General features: G+C 41.0%; 20 protein-coding genes. 11 read left to right on the top strand and 9 right to left on the bottom strand.

Annotated elements, in window-relative coordinates; translation table 11 throughout:
* Window positions 1-203 precede the first annotated feature (203 nt).
* Entirely contained in the window at window positions 204-2,132 is a 1,929-nt protein-coding gene (locus HCZ11_RS14530) for a hypothetical protein (RefSeq protein ID WP_167658752.1), read from the top strand.
* Window positions 2,133-2,349: 217 nt separating this feature from the next.
* On the opposite strand, the gene HCZ11_RS14525 is transcribed toward HCZ11_RS14530, so the two are convergent.
* Both HCZ11_RS14525 and pepB read right to left on the bottom strand, forming a co-directional pair.
* A complete protein-coding gene (locus HCZ11_RS14525; RefSeq protein ID WP_054560872.1) occupies window positions 2,350-2,916 on the bottom strand; it encodes a phosphoribosyltransferase in 567 nt (188 codons plus the stop codon).
* A 200-nt stretch (window positions 2,917-3,116) separates the two neighbouring features.
* Window positions 3,117-4,412, bottom strand: a complete 1,296-nt coding sequence (gene pepB / locus HCZ11_RS14520; protein ID WP_167658751.1) for an aminopeptidase PepB — start codon at window positions 4,410-4,412, stop codon at window positions 3,117-3,119.
* A gap of 149 nt (window positions 4,413-4,561) precedes the next feature.
* Here pepB and sfsA point away from each other — a divergent pair, with 149 nt between their 5' ends.
* The 10 genes from sfsA (at window position 4,562) to mdoH (ending at window position 15,016) form a co-directional block, all read left to right on the top strand.
* Entirely contained in the window at window positions 4,562-5,281 is a 720-nt protein-coding gene (sfsA, locus tag HCZ11_RS14515; protein ID WP_167658750.1) for a DNA/RNA nuclease SfsA, read from the top strand.
* 254 nt (window positions 5,282-5,535) lie between these two features.
* Window positions 5,536-5,979 carry an RNA polymerase-binding protein DksA gene (dksA, locus tag HCZ11_RS14510; protein WP_130050732.1) on the top strand — a complete coding sequence of 148 codons (444 nt, stop codon included), beginning with the start codon at window positions 5,536-5,538 and terminating at the stop codon, window positions 5,977-5,979.
* A 17-nt stretch (window positions 5,980-5,996) separates the two neighbouring features.
* The gene (gene gluQRS, locus HCZ11_RS14505) at window positions 5,997-6,941 is read left to right on the top strand and encodes a tRNA glutamyl-Q(34) synthetase GluQRS (RefSeq protein ID WP_167658749.1); all 945 of its coding nucleotides are present in this window, start codon (window positions 5,997-5,999) and stop codon (window positions 6,939-6,941) included.
* 292 nt (window positions 6,942-7,233) lie between these two features.
* Window positions 7,234-8,520, top strand: coding sequence for a polynucleotide adenylyltransferase PcnB (gene pcnB / locus HCZ11_RS14500; protein WP_233786756.1), 1,287 nt, complete (start codon window positions 7,234-7,236; stop codon window positions 8,518-8,520).
* A 2-nt stretch (window positions 8,521-8,522) separates the two neighbouring features.
* Complete coding sequence (folK, locus tag HCZ11_RS14495) at window positions 8,523-9,011, top strand: 2-amino-4-hydroxy-6-hydroxymethyldihydropteridine diphosphokinase (protein WP_130050729.1); 489 nt, start codon at window positions 8,523-8,525, stop codon at window positions 9,009-9,011.
* A 29-nt stretch (window positions 9,012-9,040) separates the two neighbouring features.
* Window positions 9,041-9,835: a 3-methyl-2-oxobutanoate hydroxymethyltransferase gene (gene panB / locus HCZ11_RS14490; RefSeq protein WP_130050728.1), complete on the top strand. Its 795-nt coding sequence runs from the start codon at window positions 9,041-9,043 to the stop codon at window positions 9,833-9,835.
* The gene (panC, locus tag HCZ11_RS14485; protein ID WP_167658748.1) at window positions 9,836-10,687 is read left to right on the top strand and encodes a pantoate--beta-alanine ligase; all 852 of its coding nucleotides are present in this window, start codon (window positions 9,836-9,838) and stop codon (window positions 10,685-10,687) included. It abuts the gene before it with no gap.
* 57 nt (window positions 10,688-10,744) lie between these two features.
* Window positions 10,745-10,984, top strand: a complete 240-nt coding sequence (locus tag HCZ11_RS14480) for a hypothetical protein (protein ID WP_062564854.1) — start codon at window positions 10,745-10,747, stop codon at window positions 10,982-10,984.
* A gap of 359 nt (window positions 10,985-11,343) precedes the next feature.
* Complete coding sequence (locus HCZ11_RS14475; protein WP_167658747.1) at window positions 11,344-13,062, top strand: glucan biosynthesis protein; 1,719 nt, start codon at window positions 11,344-11,346, stop codon at window positions 13,060-13,062.
* Window positions 13,034-15,016 (top strand): glucans biosynthesis glucosyltransferase MdoH, encoded by a 1,983-nt coding sequence (gene mdoH, locus HCZ11_RS14470; RefSeq protein ID WP_130050725.1) that lies wholly within the window; start codon window positions 13,034-13,036, stop codon window positions 15,014-15,016. Before HCZ11_RS14475 ends, mdoH begins: the two co-directional genes overlap by 29 nt.
* A gap of 51 nt (window positions 15,017-15,067) precedes the next feature.
* On the opposite strand, the gene HCZ11_RS14465 is transcribed toward mdoH, so the two are convergent.
* From HCZ11_RS14465 to epd, 7 genes are all read right to left on the bottom strand, one after another.
* Window positions 15,068-16,036 (bottom strand): PstS family phosphate ABC transporter substrate-binding protein, encoded by a 969-nt coding sequence (locus HCZ11_RS14465; protein ID WP_167658746.1) that lies wholly within the window; start codon window positions 16,034-16,036, stop codon window positions 15,068-15,070.
* A gap of 91 nt (window positions 16,037-16,127) precedes the next feature.
* A complete protein-coding gene (gene phoR / locus HCZ11_RS14460) occupies window positions 16,128-17,468 on the bottom strand; it encodes a phosphate regulon sensor histidine kinase PhoR (protein ID WP_167658745.1) in 1,341 nt (446 codons plus the stop codon).
* Between the two features lie 56 nt (window positions 17,469-17,524).
* Window positions 17,525-18,214: a phosphate regulon transcriptional regulator PhoB gene (gene phoB / locus HCZ11_RS14455; protein ID WP_036970740.1), complete on the bottom strand. Its 690-nt coding sequence runs from the start codon at window positions 18,212-18,214 to the stop codon at window positions 17,525-17,527.
* A gap of 146 nt (window positions 18,215-18,360) precedes the next feature.
* Window positions 18,361-19,311, bottom strand: a complete 951-nt coding sequence (locus HCZ11_RS14450; protein WP_130050722.1) for a porin — start codon at window positions 19,309-19,311, stop codon at window positions 18,361-18,363.
* Window positions 19,312-19,712: 401 nt separating this feature from the next.
* Window positions 19,713-20,777 (bottom strand): class II fructose-bisphosphate aldolase, encoded by a 1,065-nt coding sequence (gene fba / locus HCZ11_RS14445; RefSeq protein ID WP_063703260.1) that lies wholly within the window; start codon window positions 20,775-20,777, stop codon window positions 19,713-19,715.
* A gap of 196 nt (window positions 20,778-20,973) precedes the next feature.
* Window positions 20,974-22,149, bottom strand: a complete 1,176-nt coding sequence (locus HCZ11_RS14440; RefSeq protein ID WP_130050721.1) for a phosphoglycerate kinase — start codon at window positions 22,147-22,149, stop codon at window positions 20,974-20,976.
* Window positions 22,150-22,191: 42 nt separating this feature from the next.
* Window positions 22,192-23,208, bottom strand: coding sequence for an erythrose-4-phosphate dehydrogenase (gene epd, locus HCZ11_RS14435; RefSeq protein ID WP_167658744.1), 1,017 nt, complete (start codon window positions 23,206-23,208; stop codon window positions 22,192-22,194).
* Window positions 23,209-23,348 lie beyond the last annotated feature (140 nt).

Raw genomic sequence — 23,348 nt, 5'->3', positions numbered from 1 at the left:
GCTGTTGCACTTGAAAGATAAGACAGAACTTTCTTATTTTATTAATGAAGGTATATATAATGTTCACTTGACGTATATATAATGTACGCTTATCCTTCAATAACAGATAACCATGTGTGGCGTTTTTTCGGTGCACAAACCGGTACTATTTGCTCTAACAAAAGTCTGATTACTTTACGAGAAAGGAAAGAAAGGTAACGATTATGGGAAACAATGAATTTAAACTAACCAAGCTAGCGCTAGCGTTAGGTGTCACTTTAAGCTTAAGTGGTTGTTTGAGTGATGACGACAAAAACGACACAGTGCCTGAGCCACCAGTTCCAACACAAGATGTAGCAGTTCCACCTACGGCAGCTGAGACTCAAGCAGGTGCTATCTCTGTTAGCTTAATTGATGCTACAGGCGAATTGCTTGATGAATCAGTGACGGCAACCATCACATTTACATCTTCTGAAGATGGCTTACTAAGTGTTGCTGGTGATGCACTTTCTGATGAAGACAAGTCAACTACAGATGGAGCTTTCAGCTTTACTCTTGAGTCGATCCCTGCTGACGGCGTAACTTACGATTATGTTGTTTCTGCTGAAGGATACTTAAATAATTCTGGCTCATTCACAGTAACAACTACTGAAAACGTAGCAGCTGATGAAATCCGACTAACGCCACGTAATTTAGCTGATTCTGATGTTCCTATTGTTGCAGAAACTAAATCATTAGAATCTTTAGTACCTGAAGGTGAAAATACAACTGTAGCCTATGATCCAACAACCGGCTTAAGTGTTTCTGGTGATAAAGAAGAAATTGAACTTCCTCAATCTGTAAACAAAGCTGGCGTTGCTGTTGGTGGTACTACTGTTAAAATTAAAAACGGTACTCAGTTTTTAACTGCTGACGGTACAGCTTTAGAAACAGTGCCTGAAATCACTGTGGCTTACTTTGCTAACGAAGCAACACGTAATGAAACTGAAGCTGATAGCGCTACAGTTGAAAATTCATCTCTTGATGCATTTCCTGGTGGTTTAGCCCTTTCTGTTGCAAACCCTGATGGCTCAGATTCAAATGTTTCTGGTTCATTTACATCAGGTGGTTTCGTTGCAATCGAGCTTACTGATGATGCTGGTAATAAAGTAAAAACATTCGGTGAAGGAAACTCTCTTACTGTTGCAATGCAGGTAGATCAGAATACTTCAAACCCATGTCCAGTTTCAGTTCCGGCTGGTACAACTAACCTTTCGGCATATGCAGAAGCTAATGGCTACAGCATGGGTGTTTGTACGTTAACTTCTCCAACAGCTCGAAAAATCGCTGTAGGTGATGTATTCCCAGTTTGGAGTTATGATGAAGACGCGGGTAAGTGGTCTTTTGAAAGCTATGGTGAAGTTAAAGACAATGATAGTGCAGACACGTTTGACGTTTCTGTAGACGTTAATCACTTATCTTATTGGAACTTAGATTACTTCAACAACAATCAATGTTCTAGCGTATCATTCGATATTGTTGACAGTAACGACCAACCAAATGCTGGCCGATATAGTCTAGTAATTGAGAATAACGGTTTCCGCCGTAATGTTCGTAATTTAAGAGCTAATAGAGGCGATTATTCACAAGCTAATATAGCTAATCCTCCTGGCTTCCCTGTAACATTGAAAATACGTCAAAATGGTGCAAACGTTTTAGCCGGTTTAGCAAGTGATGCGGGTACTACTGCTACGAAATTGAGCGTTAGTAATATTTGTGATTTAGATGGCGAAACTTTAAAGCTAACTACTTCAAACCCTGGCGTTATTTCTAAGCAAGTTACTACTCAGTTAGTTTGTAGTAACACTGAAGACTTTGATGTTAACGTTGATCCAGTTCCTACACCTACATATTCTCGTCTATTCTCAGGTAATGCACTTGTAAATACTTACTATGGAGAAGGTGCTACATTTAATGTTGCTTTAGAAGAAGGTTCAAGCTATTCAATTAGATATTATGACTATGGTAATAGACAATGGCTTTCTCAAGATTTAGAGGTAAACACAACACCTGTAACTCTTGATATTCCTACAGTTTGTGAAGTTGTTGAGCAACCAATCACAGGTGGTACTGGTGGTACTGGTGGTACTGGTGGTTCTGGTAACGGTGGCTAGTCCACAACGCTAATAAAGCTTTTAAAACCGCGCTTATGCGCGGTTTTTTTATTGCCTTTAAAAAATATACATAAACACCAAGTTTCTCTTTTGTGATAAGCATCAATGCATTTACGCTGCTTAAACTACCACTATTATCAATGGGGAGTTTTACGCTCTTAATTTAAGACAATAAAAAAGGCTCACTAAGAGCCTTTTATGAAAAATTTGGACAAGGTTACTTTTCAAGTAAAATGTCGTGGATGTTCGCTAAATCAGATTTACCTTCGATAATTTCGTCTGGCGTTAGGCCTGAAAGTTCATGAGGGAACACTAACCACTCTTCAGACTCATGAATGAAGTAATCTGGCACCATGTCTACCTTTGAGTTCTTCGGCTTGTAGTATGGGCATGCAACGCGAATATCACGAGGTAGGTTTAAACGCATTAACTCCGACAGCTTTTCTTTCAATGCAAAAATACTGCGGCCAGAATCGAACACGTCATCAACGATTAGTAATGAGTTATCCGCATTGGCATTTTCAATGATGTAATGCAAACCGTGAACTTTAATCTCTTTAGATTGCTGGTTAATACCGTAATACGAAGAAGTACGCACTGCAATATGGTCAGTTTCTATACCTTTGTAGTCGTAATATTCTTGAACTGCGATACCAATTGGAGCACCACCACGCCAAATACCAATGATGAAATCAGGACGGAAACCATCTTCATAAACTTGTGCCGCAACACGAAATGAATCTTCAAGAAGCTGCTGCGCAGTGATATAGCACTTATCTGACATAAATAGAGACCCCAGTGTGAATTGATCATTCAAGTGTAGCTAATTTAATAAAAACTAACCACAGGATGAGAAAATGTGGGGCGTGATTTTATACTAATTTACTCAAAAAAGCTTGTATCAGTTTGTAAAATTACCCTTTAGATCAAAAAAGCCCCTTAACTTAGATAAAGTTAAGGGGCTTAATTAGATAAAGTAATTGCTTACGCTTTTTCTAGTAAAGTTCTTGCAACGGTACGCATACCTTGAGTTGTTGCACCTGCAGCCCACTCGCTTGTGCTACCCATGTTAAATGCTGCAGCAAGGTCAATATGGACCCAACCTTTGCCTTCATTTGATACAAAGCGTGATAAGAAACCAGCCGCATTAGAAGCACCACCGTAGCCACCACCTTTTTGTGGACGACTGTTTGCCGTATCAGCATATGGCGACGGGCAATTTTGTTGGTGCCACTTTTCAAGTGGTAGTGGCCAAGCAGCTTCCATTTCTTGCTCTGCAAAGTCTTGTACGTCACGTACAAGCTCTTTATCAAGACCAAACAATGCATTGTACTCTTGGCCTACAGCAACAAGCGCAGCGCCTGTTAAGGTTGCCGCATCAATGATTAATGGCGCGCCAGACTCACTTGCTGCCATTAAGCCATCAGCTAGTACTAAACGACCTTCAGCATCAGTGTTAACGATTTCAACCGTTGTACCATTTTTATACGTTAAGATATCGCCAAGTTTGTAGGCATGGCCTGAAATTAAATTTTCAGCACAGCATAAGAACAACTTAATGCGTTTGTTGATACCACGGCTAATAGCAAGTGCTAAACCTGCAGTCACAGTTGCTGCGCCGCCCATGTCGCATTTCATGCCTAACATGCCTTCACTTGCTTTGATTGAGTAACCACCTGAGTCAAACGTAATACCTTTACCAACTAAAGCGGCTGCAACAGGCGCGTTCTCGTCGCCCGTTGGGTTGTAATCTAATGCTAATAATACCGGTGGACGCTCACTACCACGGCCTACCGCATGGATACCAATCCATTGTTGCTCTAATAAAGCATCACCTTTAATGATTTGATAGCTTACGTGTTCAGGCGCTAATGACTGAATGAATTCTGCCGCTTTACCAGCTAGGCTCTCAGGGAAAATATCATCAGCTGTGCCATTGATCATTTGACGAGCCCAAGTCGCAGCTTGCTTTAAAGAAGCCAGTTCTTTGCCGTCTGTTTTTGCATTTTCAACAAACTCAATTGCATCTAAATTTTTTGGTGAAACAAAGCCTTGATAAAAAGCCCATTGTGTTTCTGTACACCAAACATCGCCCACTAAAGCAATATTTTTTAAGCCTTGATTAGCTAACGTACGTGCTGCTTTTTGTACGTTTTTAAGTGTATCTTGCTCAGTTAAATGAACAGTTGCGCCTTGTTCAGTAAAAGAAAGAGCGGCTTTTTCGCCCCAGTGTGCGGCAGCGCCCTGCTCGCTAAGTTGAACTAAAAATTTTTCTGACATGTTAGAATACTCTTTGCGCTAAAAATGTTGCCTGAGTTTACTACAGCCAACGTAAGTTCCCAACAGCTTGCGATAAATAGCATTATGTTGAGTGGTTCAATCCTCGTAATGAATGACATACAATAAAGAAAAACGAAATTATTAGAGCCATGAAGTTCACTCCTGCATTACAATCAGCCACCTTAATAAAACGCTACAAACGCTTTTTAGCCGACTTAAAAACGGCTGAAGGCGAGCAGTTTACAGCGCATTGCGCCAATACAGGAAAGATGACGGGCTGTGCTGAGCCAGGGTTTAACGCTTTTTATTCAACCAGTGATAACACCAAACGCAAATACCCCCATTCACTGCAACTAACAGAGAATCAATTTAATCATTTAATTTGTGTCAATACCGCTATTGCAAACAGAATTGTGCAAGAGGCTCTCAATGCTGGCACTATTGCTGAACTAGCTGATTACCAAACAATTACAGCAGAAGTAAAATACGGCCAAGAAAATAGCCGTATCGATTTTTTATTAACAGATGAAAACAAGTCCCATTGTTATATTGAAGTAAAATCAGTGACTTTACTCTCGCAATTAGAGCCGCAGTCTGGGCAAGGTTATTTTCCAGATGCAAAAACTGAACGAGGTCAAAAGCACCTAAGGGAACTAGTAGAAATGGTGCAACAAGGGCATCGTGCAGTCTTACTGTTTGCAGTTTTACATGAAGGTATTAATCAAGTAAGTGCTGCAGCTCATATCGATCCCAAATATGCGCAACTTTTAGCTCATGCAGTAGAGCAAGGAGTTGAAGTGATTGCTTATAAAGCAAAAATTTCAGCCAACGAGATTCAATTGCAGGAAAAGTGTAGTTTTCAGCCTTAAACAACTCTTTTCTTAAAACAGCAGTAAATAACACGATTTAAGTTGTATTATTTTTTTTTGCCCATATAACTATGCAAATTTTAAAAAATTAACGGATAGTTAAGGGCTTACAAAACCGCCCATAATTATTTGAGCAATCATCAGCTCGAGGCCTATAGGATTAATTAAAAAAAAATTTGCCTCAACCTAATGATTCTGCTATTTATAGCCGCCGGCTAATGCTGGGCAAAATATTAAGGATTTAGGAGAAAGTTATGCCAGACCAAAAAAGACTAGGGTTATTGGCTCAAGCCGGGTTGGATCCATATCAAGAAAAACCAGGTGAAGAGTATATGAATGAAGCACAACGTGCTCATTTCAAAACAATTTTAGAAGCTTGGCGTAACGATTTACGTAACGAAGTAGACCGTACTAAATCGCATATGCAAGACGAAGCAGCTAACTTTCCAGATCCAGTAGACCGTGCAGCACAAGAAGAAGAATTCTCATTAGAACTTCGTACTCGTGACCGCGAGCGTAAACTGATCAAGAAAATAGAAAAAACGATTCAATTAATCAAAGAAGACGATTTTGGTTTCTGTGAATCATGTGGTATTGAAATTGGTATCCGCCGTTTAGAAGCGCGTCCTACAGCTGATTTATGTGTAGACTGCAAAACGCTTGCGGAAATTAAAGAAAAGCAATCTGGACGCGGTTAATATCCTTTAATTAGCCCATGTCTACCACAGCCGTTAACACGCCAATGCGTGAATATCGTGGCCGCTTTGCGCCATCCCCTTCAGGGCCATTACATTTTGGCTCACTTATAGCGGCTGTGGGTAGCTTCCTTGATGCAAAAGCCAATCAAGGAAAATGGTTAGTACGCATTGAAGATATCGACACAACGCGTGTTGTAAGCGGTGCTAGCGACGATATATTACATACCCTAGAGGCTTACGGCCTATACTGGGACGAGCCCGTCATTTACCAAACCCAGCGTCATGAGCAATACCAAGCAATTGTTGATGAGCTAATTTCACAAAACCTTGTTTATGCATGTCATTGCACCCGTAAAGAAATTAAAGCTATCGGGGGAATTTACCAAGGCCATTGCCGAGATAAAAACCACTCTTTAGCTGATTCAGCACTGCGTTTAACCCAGCAATATGCAACAAGTCACTATCATGATTTAATTCAAGGTGAGGTTAGTGTAAATAGCCAACTTGCCAAAGAAGACTACTTAATAAAGCGAAGTGATGGTTTATTTGCTTACCAACTGGTCGTGGTCGTTGATGATATTGCACAAGATATAACACGAGTAGTTCGTGGCGCTGATTTAATTGAGCCAACTGCACGACAACTCAGTTTGTTTAAGCAACTCAATAAACCTGCTCCACAATATGCACATCTACCGTTAGCGGTTGCTAAACCTGGTTTTAAGCTATCGAAACAGAATTACGCGCCAGCAATAGCGAAATCAGATCCAAAACCGGCCTTGTTCGATGCCTTTCGCTTTTTAGGTTTAAAGCCAGAAGTCTCTCTACTGTCATTAGATATAGAACAAATGCTAGCATGGGCAGTCGAAACTTACCGTCTTGAATACATTCCAAAGGTACAAGAAATACAAGTTAACGAGGATTCGAACTCTACTTTTTGTGACTTTGTTCCTATTGAAAAATAAATTGCCAATTTTAAAGGCCGAGTAACTTAATTTTTCAGCCCTGCTGGTATATGATAGCGACCCAAAGTGTGCGAATCATCAACACCTTAATTTAGCGTCATTTAAAACACATTGATTACACGTCAATCTCACATCGGCGAAGTAACAAACAAACGCTATACTTGATGAGTCGCAAAGTCCGCGTCGTAGGAGACAGATTATTATTTCCAAGCTTTTTCAATTTTGTCGGCAAATTATTGGCCCAAATGCCACGACATCAAGTGATGCTTTATCAACGAGCGAATTACCTTTGGTGATCGAGCGCAGTGAACATGGTATTTCACGCAAACAATTTAGCCCAAATGCAATCAAAGTATTATACCGCCTTAAAGAAGGTGGTTTTGATGCCTACCTTGTTGGTGGTTGTATTCGAGATATATTGTTAGGTCAACAACCTAAAGACTTCGATGTTGTAACAAACGCAACGCCTGAACAGATCAAAAAGCTATTTCGCAACTGTCGCCTAATCGGTCGTCGTTTTCGTTTAGCCCATATTGTATTTGGCCGAGAAGTGATTGAAGTGGCGACCATGCGAGGTCATCACGAAGCTGACGAAAGTAAAAATCAAATTAGCCAATCAAGCGAACACGGACAACTACTTCGCGATAATGTCTATGGCAGCATCGAAGAAGATGCCGAGCGACGCGATTTTTCTATTAATGCACTTTATTACTCAATTAACGATTTTTGTATCTATGACTATGCCAACGGTATTAGTGCTATAAAAGCAAAACAAATTGAGCTTATTGGCGACCCTGAAACACGCTACAGGGAAGACCCTGTGCGCATGCTGCGTGCTGTTCGTTTTGCAACAAAACTGGGCATGAGCATTGCACCAGGCACCGAAAAGCCAATTAAAGGCCTTGCTAATTTACTTGACCATATTCCGCCTGCTCGTTTATTTGAAGAATCACTTAAGTTGTTCTTAAACGGCAAAGCTGAAGAAAACTACTTAATGCTGCGCCAGTATGGGTTATTCAAAGCATTATTCCCAGCGCTTGATAAAATCTTAGATGCAAACCCTGATGGCCTAGAACATGCGTTTATCCTGCAAATGTTTAAAAACACCGATAAACGTATTAACGCAGATAAAAAAGTCACCCCAGCATTTATTTTTGCAGCCTTGTTGTGGTTCCCATTACTGAGTATTGCTAAGAAGTTACAACTACGTGATCAACTTTCAGAGTACGATGCATTTGCACAAGCGATGAATAAAGTACTGAGTGAAAACGCACAACATGTCGCAGTACCCAAACGCTTCACACTTGGTGCACGCGATATTTGGCATATTCAACAACGCCTTGATAAACGAGGTGGTCAGCGCGCTTACAGGCTCACTCAACAGCCTCGCTTCAAAGCCGCCTATGACTTCTTACTACTTCGTGTGCAGGCAGGTGAAGAACAGCTGAAAGAGCTAGCAGATTGGTGGACAGCCTACCTAAGCCAAGACATCAATGGCCAAAAAGAGATGGTTAAAAATTTAGGGCACCAAGGCGGTCCTAAACGTCGCCGTCGTCCGCGCAAGAAAAAAGTAGACTAAGCATGCATACCGTTTATTTAGGTTTAGGCGCTAATTTAAACGCGCCACGTAAACAAATTCATGCTGCTGTCGCTGCCCTAAAAGCATTAAAAGATGTTGAGTTTGTTTGTGTATCGCATGACTACGCAAGCAAACCTATGGGGCCTCAAGATCAACCCGATTATGTAAATGCGGTCGCTTGTGTTAAAACTGCACTTGAGCCAGAACAATTGCTTGATTTAACTCAAGCTATCGAACTTGAACATGGCCGTGTTAGAAAAGAAGAACGCTGGGGTCCTCGCACCCTTGATATAGATATTCTATTGTTTGGTAATGACGTGATAGACACCCCTCGCTTGACCGTGCCTCATTATGGCCTAACACAGCGAGAATTTGTTGTTTATCCATTGTTGGAAATTGCGCCAACGCTTGTACTACCGAGTAATCAATCACTTGCTGATATAACAAAAACGTTACCTTTAAACGGTTTACAACAACTCCCTCAGCAGTAATCAACCAAGGCTAAGCCTTAGAGGAAATTATGTCTAAAATCACCGTTTCAACACTTAATAAAATGAAACATGAACAACAAAAAATCACCGCATTAACGGCCTACGATGCCAGTTTTGCTAAATTGTTTCATGATAATGGCGTCGAAGTGATTTTAGTGGGTGACTCGTTAGGTATGGTTTTGCAAGGTGCTGATGATACATTAGCGGTAACCAACACAGATATTGCTTATCATACGCGATGCGTACGAGCAGGTAGCCGTGAGTTATTTGTTATTGCAGACTTACCATTTATGACTTATGCCAACCCAACTGATGCTTGTAAAAATGCTGCTGAGCTTATGCGTGCAGGGGCAAACATGGTCAAGCTTGAAGGTGGTGAATGGCTTCACGACAGCATCCGTGCGATGACCCAGCAAGGTATTCCTGTTTGTGGTCACTTAGGCCTAACACCACAATCAGTACACGTATTTGGCGGTTTTAAAATTCAAGGCCGAGAGCAATCTCAAGCAGACAAAATGGTTAGCGATGCTAAAGCACTTGAGGCTGCTGGTGCACAATTACTTGTTTTAGAGTGTATTCCTAGTGAGCTTGCTAAGCGTATTACAGATGAGCTGAGCATTCCTACGATCGGTATTGGGGCAGGTAATCAGACCGATGGTCAAATCTTAGTAATGCACGACCTAGTAGGTATTTCTGCAGGCTATATTCCAAAGTTTTCAAAGAACTTTTTGTTAGAAACCGGCAATATGCCAGCTGCAGTGCAAAAGTATTGTGAAGATGTAAAAAGTGGTGCTTTCCCAAGTGCCGAACACGAGTTTAAATAAATGCAATCAATCACTGAAATAAAATCCTTACGCAGTCAAATCAAGGCTTGGCGTCAAGCAGGCTTAAGCATTGCGCTAGTGCCTACTATGGGCAATTTACATCAAGGCCACTTTTCACTTGTTGAAAAAGCCAAGACACTCGCTGATAAAGTAGTCGTGAGTATATTTGTTAACCCGATGCAGTTTGGTAAAAATGAAGATCTTGATAGCTATCCGCGTACATTAAACGAAGATAAACAAGGTTTAGCTGATCTTGGTACTGATATTGTATTTACACCATCCGTTGAGACCATTTATCCAAATGGTTTAGGCGAGCAAAGTTTTGTCGATGTACCTGGTGTCTCTATGGGTTACTGTGGTGGCTCACGTCCTGGTCACTTCAAAGGTGTCGCAACGGTTGTCACTAAGTTATTCAACCTAGTTCAACCTGATTTTGCCTGTTTTGGTGAAAAAGATTTTCAGCAGCTGCAAGTCATTAAAACCATGACGCGCGACTTATCTATCCCTGTTGAAATTGTTGGCGTTCCAACTTGCCGTGAAATATCAGGCCTAGCGATGAGCTCTCGTAATGGTTACTTATCTGACGAGCAAAAAGACACAGCAAAAGTTCTGTTTGCCACACTAAACAATACTGCAGCGGCACTTAAAAAAGGTAACGATGACATTGCTGCACTCGAAGCTGCTGCAAAAGCACAGCTTGAAGCTGCAGGGCTAAAGCCTGACTACTACGCTATAGCAGATCGTTCAACACTAAAAGCTGCCACTGCGGCTGACAAACAACTTGTTATTTTAGCTGCCGCCTATTTAGGCTCAGTGCGTTTAATTGACAATTTACAAGTTGAGCTGGATTAAATAGCTGTAATCTGGGTAAGATGGATTGCAAAGAAAAGACATAAACTAGGGATAAGCATGAAAAAACTACCAGCAATTGCAGCTACATTGTTTGCAATGACATTACTGTCTGCCTGCTCAAACAAAATTGACAATCCAGAAATGCAGCAATGTGCTCAACAAAACTATCAATGTGAAGCAAGTTGTGAACAACAAAGTACCGCTGATGGCTTAGTTCATAAAGTCTGTAGCAATAAGTGCATTGAAGCTTACAATCAATGTAAAGCAAATGCAGAAAAATTAGGCGAAGTTAAATAATACCATTGATTCGTTTAGATTAATTTTGAGGCACTGAAAGCCTGTTCAGTGCCTATACTCCCCCTTTCCTCGATTACAATTTCGCTTTCATAATTAAGCCTCTGGTAATTTTGTTCATATTTTTATTTACCCATTAAGCTATTCATATTAGGGCAAGCTTTCGTTCATTAAACTTCTCCATATTGGTGACGAATAAACAACTGCAACCATGTAATTGTTTCTCACTAATTTCAAAATTTTACTCTTCGCATTTAGCTGTACCAACTCAAAGTCATTGAGAATATTATTTTTTATTTGGGTTCAGGAATTGCTAAGGGGTATGAATGAATTAACGTGATTTACGGCTAAAGGAAAATTGAATGAGACCAGAAACCCGAACTAAGCTCTTCAGCGCTGTCAAAAAGAAGACCTTCTTGGGCGTATTATTAGCCATGAGTGCAGGTCATAGTTACGCTGTTGAAGAACCAGACCAGCCAAAAGCGACTAAAACAGAACAAACAGCCGCAGAGGTTCAAGCTACCGAAAATGAAAAACAGCAAGTAAAGGATAATGCCGCTGTTGAGCTTAAGCCTGCAATGATCACTATACCTCAAGAAAAGTTATTTGAAGTTATCACCGCACGTGCGAAAAAATTAGCATCTGAGCCGTATGTTGCGCCTAAAGAATTAGAACTTGAAGCATTAACTAGCATTGGTTATCAGGACTATCGTGCAATCCGTTTTCGTACTGAGCAAGCAATTTGGAAAGATCAAAGCCTTTATGAAGTGCAGTTATTCCACCCAGGTTTTTTATATCGCTCACCAGTTGCAATAAATACCCTTGAGCAAAATGCTGAAGTAAAAAGTTTACCGTTTAAAACCGATTACTATCGTTACGATGCAACCGCTGCACCGTTAGAGCAAGAGATCAATACTGCCATTGCTAATACGCAACTGGGCCACGCGGGTTTTCGTTTGCATTTTCCACTGAATAACAACGAATATAAAGATGAAGTAGCTGTATTCCAAGGTGCTTCGTATTTTCGCTTAGTTGGCCCGCATCAAGTATATGGTCTGTCAGCTCGTGGTCTTGCAGTTGATACAGCACTCAGCTCAGGTGAAGAGTTTCCCGTTTTCAAAGAGTTCTGGTTAGTAAAACCGGCACCAGAAGACACAACTATCGTGCTCTATGCACTACTCGATAGCCCATCAGTTTCAGGCGCATATCGTTTTGAGTTAACACCTTCAACGAATACTGAAGTGAAAACACAGCTGCAAATTTTTGCACGCAAAGACATCAAAAAGCTCGGTATTGCCCCGTTAACAAGCATGTTCTATCACGGCGAAAACAGTACCAAGTTCTTTGATGATTACCGTCCTGAAGTACATGACTCTGATGGCCTTTTAATGCAATCAGAACAAGGCCAATGGGTTTGGCGTGCATTGAATAATCCGAAGAAATTGAGCGTTACTTCGTTTAGCTACGACAACCCGAAAGGGTTTGGTCTAGCACAGCGAGATCGTGACTTTAATAACTACCTTGATACCGAAGCGCATTATCACAACCGTCCAAGCATGTGGATTGAGCCAGTGGGTAATTGGGGTAAAGGTCGTGTTGAGCTAGTAGAAATCCCTACAGATACAGAAACCAACGACAATATTGTTAGCTACTGGGTGCCAGATCAGCCAATGAAAGCTGGTGACAGCTTAAGTTTTAGTTACAAGCTTTCGACTTTCAATGCCACGCTTGCAGCTCAAGATAAAGCGAGTGTTTTAAGAACCCGAATTGGCAGTGCAGCACTTCCGGGTGAGAAGAACCCACCACCTAAAAGCCATCGCCAATTTACCGTCGACTTTAGTGGGGAAACTATTAACAAATTATCTGCTAATTTCGCCATGCAAGCGGATCTTACACTCTCTGCAGGGCAAATAAGTGATAAAACGGTACAACAGTTACCAAACAATCAAGGATGGCGCGTAGCCTTTAAAGTGGCGCCAGAGGGAGATAAGCCTGTTGATATGCGCTTATCGTTAAAACTACGTGATAAAGAAATCAGCGAGGTATGGAGCTATGTCTGGTATCCAAACGACGTCCAATAGTAAAGAATTAAAGGCAACAGCAATGCCATTTAAGAAAACCCGCGCTTGGCTTTTTTCGAGCCTAGCGCTCACCATTACCGCTTACGGCGTGTGGATCATGTTCGATATTTTAAATTCTAACGGCATGACACCGCTTGAGTACGCTTTACTAGCATTATTTACAGTTACCTTCGCGTGGATCGTTACAGCTTTTTGTAGTGGCTGCATGGGCTTCATCCTGCAATTATTTCGTATTGACCCTTTAACCTTAAAACGTCAAAAGCCAATCGAAATTAATCAGCATGCCTTGAGCCAAACTAAAACAGCCATTGTTATGCCTATCTACAACGAGGATACAGAGCGTGTAATCGCAGGTTTTGAGGTAAGTTTACGCTCGCTGGCTAAAACAGGGCAAATGCCACATTATGATTTTTACTTGCTCAGTGACACCCAAAACCCTGAAATTGCACGTAATGAACTTAAAGCGTGGAATGCACTCACTGAGCGCTTAGGTGATTTAGCTAAGCACACTTTTTATCGTCGCCGTGAAGACAATAAACACCGTAAAGTAGGTAATTTAACTGACTTTTGCGAACGTTGGGGCAGCCAATACGATCACATGATTGTACTTGATGCCGATAGCATTATGACGGGTCAATGTATGCTTGAGCTGACTTCTAGCATGATCAGTAATCCAAAATCAGGTTTGATCCAAACTATTCCCATCCCAGTTCGCCAAGACACTTTTTTTGGTCGCTTTTTACAGTTTGCATCCATTTTATATAGCCCAATGTTGGCAACAGGGTCTGCTTTTTGGCAAACAAACCAAGCAAATTACTGGGGTCACAATGCGATTATTCGCGTTGAAGCATTCACTAAATGCTGCGGTTTGCCAGTTCTAAAAGGCAATGCCCCATTTGGTGGTGAAATCTTAAGCCATGACTTCGTAGAAGCTTCACTTCTACATCGTAGTGGTTGGGATGTGTTACTGCTTAGTGATATTGAAGGTAGCTACGAAGAAGTACCAAGTAACATTCTCGATTACGCAATCCGTGATAGACGTTGGGTGCAAGGTAATATCCAGCATTTAGGTTTATTGCCTAAATCGGGTCTTAAGCTAATGAGTAAAATGCATTTTTTATTTGGTGCCACAGCATATATCTCATCGTTAATTTGGTTATCTATGCTGGCATTAAGCACATTAGATGCGGTGACTCGTGCACTTAATAGCGACGTGTACTTTAACCATGCTTATCAGCTTTTCCCAACTTGGCAAATTGCCAAAACTGACTTAATTGATTCGTTGTTATTTATTACTGCAGTGCTGTTATTACTACCTAAATTAATGGGTGTTATTGTGACTTTAGTTCACCGTAATAAGGCCTTTGGTGGCACTATGAAGCTAATTGCAGGTTCACTAATCGAAACGATTTTTGCGATAGTGATTGCACCGCTAATGATGGTATTTCATAGCTATTTTGTAGTGTGCGTATTTTTAGGTAAAAAAGTAAGTTGGGATGCACAGCCTCGGGAAGGCAGAATGGTGCCGTGGAAAGAAGCGATTGGTTATACATTATTTTCGACTATTACGGCGATTATTTGGGGCTCGGTTGCTTACTATTACACACCGACTTTCTTTTGGTGGTTATCACCGATTTTAGTGGGCCTTATTTTGGCAGCACCAATTGTGCGCTACTCAAGCAGCATCGGCTTAGGTGTTAAAATGCGTAAAATGGGTTTATTTTTATGCCCAAGCGAAGTTGAAAACGATGATACCTTAGCGGCACTTCGTGTACACCAACAAGAAATTGCTTTGCCTAAAGATGAACACGCTAACTTTAGTGTGCCTACATTACCCAATGAATACCCAACGGTAATGCCAATTCAAAGCTTTAAGGCACCATCAGGTAAAAAGCGTAAACAAGTACGCCTCGCTCAAAAGCGAATAAAAGCCAAGCTATTTGCCAAAAGCTAAACGAAAAAAACCGCTCAATGAGCGGTTTTTTCATCTATGTCTGTATGGTTGTTACAGAAGGCCTAGCTTTTTAAGTTCAGCCATTGCCATTTTGCCTGAAAGTGGCACATAACCATCTTTCTCAACAATTTTTTGACCATCTACAGAAAGAACCATTTTTAAGAACTCTGCATCGATTGGTGAAAGCGGTTTGTTAGGGTGCTTGTTCACATAAACGTATAAGAAACGAGATAGTGGGTATTTACCTTTTGCAACGTTTTCTAATGTTGCATCAACAAAGTTATCACCTTTCTTAGCAAGAGGTACTGTACGTACACCTGACGTTTTATAACCGATACCTGAGTAACCAATCGCATTCACAGAAGAAGAGATTGACTGTACTACGGATGCAGAACCTGGTTGTTCGTTTACGTTGTTACGGAAGTCACCTTTACACAGTGCTTTCTTCTTGAAGTAACCGTAAGTACCCGATACTGAGTTACGACCGTAAAGCTGGATATCTTTTGCAGCCCAATCACCCTCAAGACCTACTTCGCTCCAACGATTAACTTGTGCATCTGCACCACATTTACGTGTAGAAGAGAAAATCGCATCAACTTGGTCAATACGTAAACCTTTGATTGGGTTATCTTTGTGTACGAATACAGCTAGAGCATCGATTGCAACGCGTACTTCAGTTGGCTTGTAGCCGTAACGCTTTTCGAATGCTTCGATTTCTTTTGACTTCATACGACGGCTCATTGGGCCGAAGTTTGCTGTACCTTCAGTTAATGCTGGAGGAGCAGTTGAAGAACCCGCTGCTTGGATTTGAATGTTTACGTTTGGATAGAAGCGCTTGTACTCTTCTGCCCAGAACGTCATCATGTTAGCAAGAGTGTCAGAACCTACAGATGAGAAGTTACCAGAGATACCACTTGTTTTAGTGTACTCAGGCATATCTTTATCAACTGCAGCTGCTTGTGCTGATACAAATGTTGTTACAGCCACACCCATTGCGGCAACGAGATTTTTGAATTTCATAGGGGTTACTCCGATTTGTTCGTCCCATTTCCTAACTGCGGTCTACTCTAATGACACTAGATGACAGTTAGATTACCCTTAAATGACATTTTTATGACTTTGCTGTTTTTTCGGTTTTTTCCGTTTTATTAGCAATACGCACGACTTTATCGCTACCGAATGCGAACGCAAAGGTCGAGCCTTGTCCCAACTTACTGCTGATATCTAAGCGACTGTCATGTCTTGTAAGCACATGTTTTGTAATAGCTAAACCTAAACCAGAACCACCTGTAGTGCGGCTACGAGCCTTATCAACACGATAAAAGCGCTCGGTTAAACGATTAATATGCTCAGCGGCAATACCATCACCATTATCGGTCACACTAAACGCGGCTTGGTTATTTTTAAACTGCCAATCAACCACAATCTTGCCACCTGGCTTTGTGTAATGAATGGCATTAAATACTAAGTTAGAAAAGGCACTCCTTAATTCGTCTTCGGCCCCTTTAATATCTAAACTTGCATCAACATTAAAAATAAGCTCATGGCCTTTCTCTTGGTTTAATGACTTTGCTTCGGTTTGAATATAAGTAAGTAGCTGAGGCACATTTACTGGCTTGTCGTTATCTTGCCGACGCGCTCCTTCAATTCGCGATAACGACAGTAATTGATTAACCAAGCTATCCATACGCTGACATTGCTCAAGCATGGTTGTTTGTGCTTTTTGCCACATAGCAGGGGGAGGTAAGCTGTCTGAATCAAGCATTTCTAAGTAGCCTGTCACCACAGTAAGCGGTGTTCTCAGCTCATGAGAAACATTGGCCACAAAGTCTTTTCGCATCTGCTCAAGTTGCTTTAAACGTGTAACATCACGTACCACCATCATCAATTGTGAACTTGCATAGGGCATAACACGAAACTCTAACGTTTGATCGTAGCTATGGCCGCCATCAAGCTCAAGTGGTTCGTCAAAACATGCTTTATGCATATACTTTGCAAATTTAGGATCGCGAATGAGATTATCTAAGCGTTGTCCATGATCAGTTGGCCACTGTAAACCTAAAACTTTTAAAGCCAGTTGGTTACACCAAATGATGCTTAGATCTTTTTGTAGTACTACAACCGCATCAGGTACGGCTTCTGCACCATCTCGAAAGCGGCGAATTAAATCTGCCAGCTCATTGCGCTTTTTACGGTTACGATGTTGTAAATGATAAATTCCTTCAAAGACCTGCTCCCAAGCCCCCTCCCCTTCAGGTGGGTTAAAGCTACGTTGATTTAGAAGCCAATCACTAAGGCGATATAATTGATGATAATGCCAAATTAAAAGTGCAAAAGAACCTAAAAATAAAAGCAAAAAAGGCGCACCTACAAGTACGCCAACTAATAACAAAGGTAAGAAATACATAAACAGACGTTTTGCTAACGCCTGTTTATTCACTACTCGATACATACACTCACTTTACCTTAAGTATGTAAATTAGCTTGTTAAGGTCATTCCTATGACACTTATAATTTACTTGAAAAACGATAGCCTGCACCGCGAACGGTTTGCACTAAACGGTCATGCCCCAATGGTGCAATAGCTTTACGTAGACGACGAATATGCACATCAACAGTACGGTCTTCTACGTATACATTTGTACCCCATACATGATCAAGTAATTGTTCACGGCTGTAAACACGTTCAGGATGAGTCATGAAAAAATGCAGTAGTCTAAATTCAGTAGGCCCCATATCTAATTCACTACCTTCTGATGTTACACGGTGTGAAATAGGGTCAAGACGTAAACCATGTACTTCAATGGCTTCTTCTAATGAGGTTGGTGAAACGCGTCGAATAACCGCTTTAATACGCGCCATTAATTCTTTTGGCGAAAATGGTTTTGTTACGTAGTCATCAGCGCCAACTTCAAGACCGCGTACTTTGTCTTCTTCTTCGCCGCGTGCTGTCAGCATAATGATAGGAATTTGACGAGTATATTCGCTTTGCTTAAATTTTTTCGCAATTTGAATACCGCTACCACCTGGTAACATCCAATCTAATAAAACCATATCTGGGTATGGCTCTACCATTGCTTCAATTGCAGAGTCATAATCTTCTGCTTCAATTGCTTGAAAACCATTTTGCTCTAAAACAAAAACCAGCATCTCTCTGATAGGTGCTTCGTCATCGACGACTAGTACTTTACGTGACATTCCAATTTATCTCTTTCGTTAGCGAACTGGTTTCATTATTATGACTAAGTATGACATTTTTATGAAAGTCTAACGAGTAATTGAAAAAGCGCAAAAGAATCAATGCAAAAATAGCCATTTTTTACGCTTAAAAGATGAATTCGAGATTAAAAGTCATACCTTAAAGTGACCGCCACATGATCTTCATCAGCATTATTATCTAGTGAGAATTGCGTATACCACATATACATACGTGCTTGTTTTGACAGGCTTCGTTCAACACCAACAGAGGTACCGCTACCCGAGTCTTTCAACTTTCCAAAGCTGCCATCAGTATCTTGATACTGCGCTAGTAACTTATATTTATCGATTTTGTAAGATGCGCTCACTAAAAAACCATCTTCTTTGTCAGAACCTGTTACTTTTTCACTTTGTTGATACATACCGCCTAAAGTTAAATCACCTAATTTACCTTGCGCCGTAAACCGTGTTGTATCGTAGCCGGCTACTTTACTATCGTGGGCAACACTTACGAAGTAAGGCGCTTTTTTAAATTTACTATCGCCATACATAAATGCCGCAGAAACGCCGGTTTCTTCATCTTGTTTGGAATTATCTTCAGCAATATAAGTGACCACAAATTGCATATTGCCGACAACGGGCGAACTATAATGAACCACGTCGCCAAGACGATTTTCACCATTAAACAAGGCTTTAACATCTCCATTAAAGTCGTTCATTAAATCAATTTTACCCTGCGATACCTTTAACGCGGTATCGTGACGACCAAGCACTACCTGCCCATAACTGCCTTGAAGGCCAACATATTGATTACGAGCGGTAATATTCTCTTCAGTTTTACCATCACTATCTTGATCAGCCGCATTTACTGCAAATTCAAACTTATATACAGCTTTTAAACCATCACTTATTTCACCGCTACCCTTGATCCCCATACGTGAGTTATAGCTCTCAATGGAAGTTTCACTGCCATCGCCAGTATCGCTATTAGCAACCCCTAAATGGGCCCGACCATACACATCTACGGCTTCAGCAGCACTATGAAATGAAATAAAGCACATTGCAAAGCTCGACAACATCATGGCAGGTTTATTCATGGTAGCGATCCTTAATTTAAGCAGTAACTTAAAAATCGAACATAAAGGGCTTTTGGTCAAGGCAAGGGGGAAATATTTCGCCTAAAAATTACGGATCACTGATCTACTAACTTAACCAGATCAGGATCAGGTTTTTACTAAGTTGATCAATCTCAGATCAGTTTTTTACTTAGAGAATAAGATAACTTGTTGATTTAATGTTAAGGTGATCTGTAATTCGTTTAAAAGGTGAACAATAAAAAGTCATTGATCAGTATCCAACTAGTAAAATAATGATCTGTGAAAGCCAAGGTTAGTAAAACATTGATCCTGAAATGTACGAGTAAGTATATCGTTGATCCGGCTTGAGCAAGGCATAAAAAAACCGGCATCAGAAGCCGGTTTTTTCAATTTACTATCAATTATTTGATTTGTGGATCAAGTTCACCCGATAAGTATTTAAGGTGCATATCATCTAAAGAGATAGGCTTGATCTTAGCTGCTTGACCCGCAGTACCAAAGGCTTCGTAACGAGCAACACAGATCTCTGTCATTGCTTTCGTTGCTTCAGCTAGGTATTTACGTGGATCGAAGTTAGCTGGATTTAAAGCCAAGTGACGACGAATAGCACCTGTTGACGCTAAACGAAGATCAGTATCGATATTTACTTTACGAACACCGTATTTAATACCTTCGATGATCTGCTCTACTGGCACACCATAGGTCTCAGGGATTTCACCACCGTATTGGTTGATCACTTCTAACCACTCTTGTGGTACTGAAGACGACCCATGCATTACTAGGTGAGTGTTAGGGATACGTGCGTGGATCTCTTTGATGCGATCAATTGCTAAGATATCGTCTGTTGGTGGACGAGTGAATTTATACGCACCATGTGAAGTACCACAAGCGATAGCAAGTGCATCAACTTTAGTTTTACGAACAAAATCAGCTGCTTCTTCAGGATCTGTTAGCATTTGATCAGTAGAAAGTTTACCTTCTGCACCAACACCGTCTTCTTCACCTGCTTCTCCTGTTTCAAGTGAACCTAGAACACCTAGCTCGCCTTCAACAGATACACCACACGCATGGGCCATTTCAACGGTTTGACGAGTCACATCAACATTGTATTCGTAGCTTGAAGGGGTTTTACCATCAGACATTAATGAGCCATCCATCATAACTGATGAAAAGCCTAACTGGATTGAGCGCTGACATACACCTGGTGAAGTACCGTGGTCTTGGTGCATTACAACTGGAATATGAGGCCATTCTTCAACGGCTGCTAAAATCATATGACGAATAAAAGGGGCACCAGCATAGGCACGTGCGCCTGCTGAGCCTTGTACAATTACAGGGCTGTTTGTTTTATCAGCCGCTTCCATAATTGCACGCATTTGCTCTTGGTTATTAACGTTAAAAGCAGGTACGCCGTAACCATTTTCAGCTGCATGATCAAGAAGTTGTCGCATACTGATTAAAGCCATTTGGTATTCTCCAAATTGTATCGACAGTAGTTCCCTACTATCTAGTTTGAACGGATAAGTTATTTTTTGATGCATCACTGCATCACGAAAAGCTTGCGCTAACCGTAACAGCTGTAAATAAAACGAGGGTGAGAGGTATTTTATAAACAGCTAAACCAGCGTAATTACTTAATAATTACGCTGGTATACGCACTAATTACTTAGCGCGTTCTTCAAGCATAGCAACTGCTGGTAATTTTTTCCCTTCTAAAAATTCAAGGAAAGCACCACCACCGGTTGAAATGTAAGAAACTTTATCGGCAATGCCGTATTTATCAATCGCTGCAAGCGTATCACCGCCACCAGCAATCGAGAATGCATTTGAGTTAGCAATCGCATCAGCAATAGCACGAGTGCCGTTACCAAATTGATCAAATTCAAATACACCTACTGGACCATTCCATACAACGGTACCTGCATTAGCAATGATTTTTGCTAATTGGTTTGCTGTATCTGGACCAATATCGAAGATCATATCTTCGTCTGTTACTTCATTCACATCTTTTAATGTTGCCACTGCAGATTCAGAGAACTCATTACCTACAACAACATCAGTTGGTACCGGGATTTCACCGTTATTGGCTTTTGCCGCCGCACTTAATTTGTTTGCTTCATCAATTAAATCAGCTTCAAATAAAGACTTACCTACCGGGTGACCTGCCGCTGCAATGAAGGTATTAGCAATACCACCACCTGTTACAAGTTGATCAACCACTTTAGAAAGTGAATCAAGTACAGTTAACTTAGTCGATACTTTAGAGCCACCAACGATAGCTACTAAAGGACGAGCTGGTTTATCAAGTGCTTTACCTAGTGCGTCTAACTCTGCTGCAAGTAGTGGGCCTGCACATGCAACGTCAGCAAATAAACCCACACCGTGAGTAGATGCTTGTGCACGGTGAGCTGTACCAAATGCGTCCATTACGTAAACATCACATAATGCAGCTAGTTTTTTAGACAGAGCTTCGTCGTTTTTCTTTTCGCCAGCGTTAAAACGGACGTTTTCGAAAACAACTACTTCGTTATCAGCAACGTCTACGCCCTCTAGGTAGTCTTTTTCAAGACGAACAGTTTGCTCAAGTGCGTCATTTAAATAATTAACTACAGGGGCAAGTGAAAAGGCTTCATCATATTCCCCTTCCGTAGGGCGGCCAAGGTGTGACATTACCATTACTTTAGCGCCTTTTTCTAACGCTAATTTGATTGTAGGTAATGCTGCACGAATACGTGCGTCAGAGGTCACTTTACCTTCTTTTACAGGCACATTTAAATCTTCACGAATTAACACGCGTTTGCCGTTTAAATCTAAATCTGCCATTTTAATGACCGACATGGACTTCTCCTTTGTTAACGATACTAATATTATATTTATAAATTATTGACTTACAGCCATCATCGCACGCGCGGTATCGAGCATACGATTCGCAAAGCCCCACTCATTATCACACCATACTAACAACTTTATCAGTCGTTTATGACTAACACGTGTCTGAGTGCCATCTATGATACAAGAATGTGGGTCATGATTAAAATCTACTGATACCAATGGCTCTTCTGTGTAGCTTAATATACCCTCAAGACGATCTTTGGCTGCTAACTTAAGTGCTTGATTGACAGTCGCTAAATTGACATCTGTATTCACTGTTACACTTAAATCCATCGCCGTAACATTGATAGTTGGTACACGAACAGCGATAGCTTCAAAGCGGCTATGAAACTTAGGTAAAATACGCTCAATACCTCGAGCAAGCTTAGTATCTACCGGAATGATAGACTGGCTTGCAGCACGAGTACGACGTAAATCATGATGATAGGCATCAATCACTTGCTGATCATGCATCGAGGCATGAATCGTCGTAATTGCTCCAGATTCAATCGAAAATGCGTCATCTAACACTTTAATCACTGGCACAATACAATTCGTGGTGCATGAGCCATTAGAAACAATGGTATGTTCTGCTTTTAATTCATCATCGTTAATACCATACACAATCGTGGCATCAACATCAGCATCTGCAGGCTGTGAAAACAATACTTTTTTTGCACCAGCAGTTATGTGTAGCTCTGCATGTTCACGAGAGTGATACACCCCAGTGCATTCAAGAACCACGTCAACATCAAGTGTTTTCCAAGGCAGTTCTACAGGGTTTTCTTCTGCAAACAAAGCAATAGAATCATTAGCAACCGTTAAAGTATCTTCACCAAGATTAACAGGGAAAGAAAAGCGGCCGTGAGATGTATCGTATTTAAGGAGATGGGCAATGCCCTTAGGGTCGGCTAATTCGTTAATAGCGACAATTTTGATTTGATCTTCAAGCCCAGATTCATACAGAGCACGGACGATATTGCGCCCGATTCGACCAAAACCATTAATTGCAAGTTTGATTGCCATGAAGAAGAAAATCCACTCTATTTGCTTGCAGATAAAGGCAGCTGCCTTTTAGATGGCGGTATTGTAATCGACCTTTGAAGTTTTTATAAGAGGTCAGGTGAAATAAAAGTTGCTTAGCATGTTTTAGATGGCGCAGTTTT

This window comes from Pseudoalteromonas sp. HF66, assembly GCF_011806445.1.
Lineage (GTDB): Bacteria > Pseudomonadota > Gammaproteobacteria > Enterobacterales > Alteromonadaceae > Pseudoalteromonas > Pseudoalteromonas apostichopi.
This window is presented reverse-complemented; position numbering and strand designations above follow the sequence as displayed.

Coding starts and splice junctions, on each gene's coding strand:
- HCZ11_RS14525 (WP_054560872.1), bottom strand. CDS start 2,916: ATGTCAGATAAGTGCTATATCACTGCGCAGCAGCTTCTTGAAGATTCA.
- mdoH (WP_130050725.1), top strand. CDS start 13,034: ATGTCTGGTATCCAAACGACGTCCAATAGTAAAGAATTAAAGGCAACA.
- dksA (WP_130050732.1), top strand. CDS start 5,536: ATGCCAGACCAAAAAAGACTAGGGTTATTGGCTCAAGCCGGGTTGGAT.
- HCZ11_RS14475 (WP_167658747.1), top strand. CDS start 11,344: ATGAGACCAGAAACCCGAACTAAGCTCTTCAGCGCTGTCAAAAAGAAG.
- HCZ11_RS14530 (WP_167658752.1), top strand. CDS start 204: ATGGGAAACAATGAATTTAAACTAACCAAGCTAGCGCTAGCGTTAGGT.
- epd (WP_167658744.1), bottom strand. CDS start 23,208: ATGGCAATCAAACTTGCAATTAATGGTTTTGGTCGAATCGGGCGCAAT.
- folK (WP_130050729.1), top strand. CDS start 8,523: ATGCATACCGTTTATTTAGGTTTAGGCGCTAATTTAAACGCGCCACGT.
- panC (WP_167658748.1), top strand. CDS start 9,836: ATGCAATCAATCACTGAAATAAAATCCTTACGCAGTCAAATCAAGGCT.
- HCZ11_RS14440 (WP_130050721.1), bottom strand. CDS start 22,149: ATGTCGGTCATTAAAATGGCAGATTTAGATTTAAACGGCAAACGCGTG.
- HCZ11_RS14465 (WP_167658746.1), bottom strand. CDS start 16,036: ATGAAATTCAAAAATCTCGTTGCCGCAATGGGTGTGGCTGTAACAACA.
- panB (WP_130050728.1), top strand. CDS start 9,041: ATGTCTAAAATCACCGTTTCAACACTTAATAAAATGAAACATGAACAA.
- phoR (WP_167658745.1), bottom strand. CDS start 17,468: ATGTATCGAGTAGTGAATAAACAGGCGTTAGCAAAACGTCTGTTTATG.
- phoB (WP_036970740.1), bottom strand. CDS start 18,214: ATGTCACGTAAAGTACTAGTCGTCGATGACGAAGCACCTATCAGAGAG.
- HCZ11_RS14450 (WP_130050722.1), bottom strand. CDS start 19,311: ATGAATAAACCTGCCATGATGTTGTCGAGCTTTGCAATGTGCTTTATT.
- pepB (WP_167658751.1), bottom strand. CDS start 4,412: ATGTCAGAAAAATTTTTAGTTCAACTTAGCGAGCAGGGCGCTGCCGCA.
- gluQRS (WP_167658749.1), top strand. CDS start 5,997: ATGTCTACCACAGCCGTTAACACGCCAATGCGTGAATATCGTGGCCGC.
- HCZ11_RS14480 (WP_062564854.1), top strand. CDS start 10,745: ATGAAAAAACTACCAGCAATTGCAGCTACATTGTTTGCAATGACATTA.
- sfsA (WP_167658750.1), top strand. CDS start 4,562: ATGAAGTTCACTCCTGCATTACAATCAGCCACCTTAATAAAACGCTAC.
- fba (WP_063703260.1), bottom strand. CDS start 20,777: ATGGCTTTAATCAGTATGCGACAACTTCTTGATCATGCAGCTGAAAAT.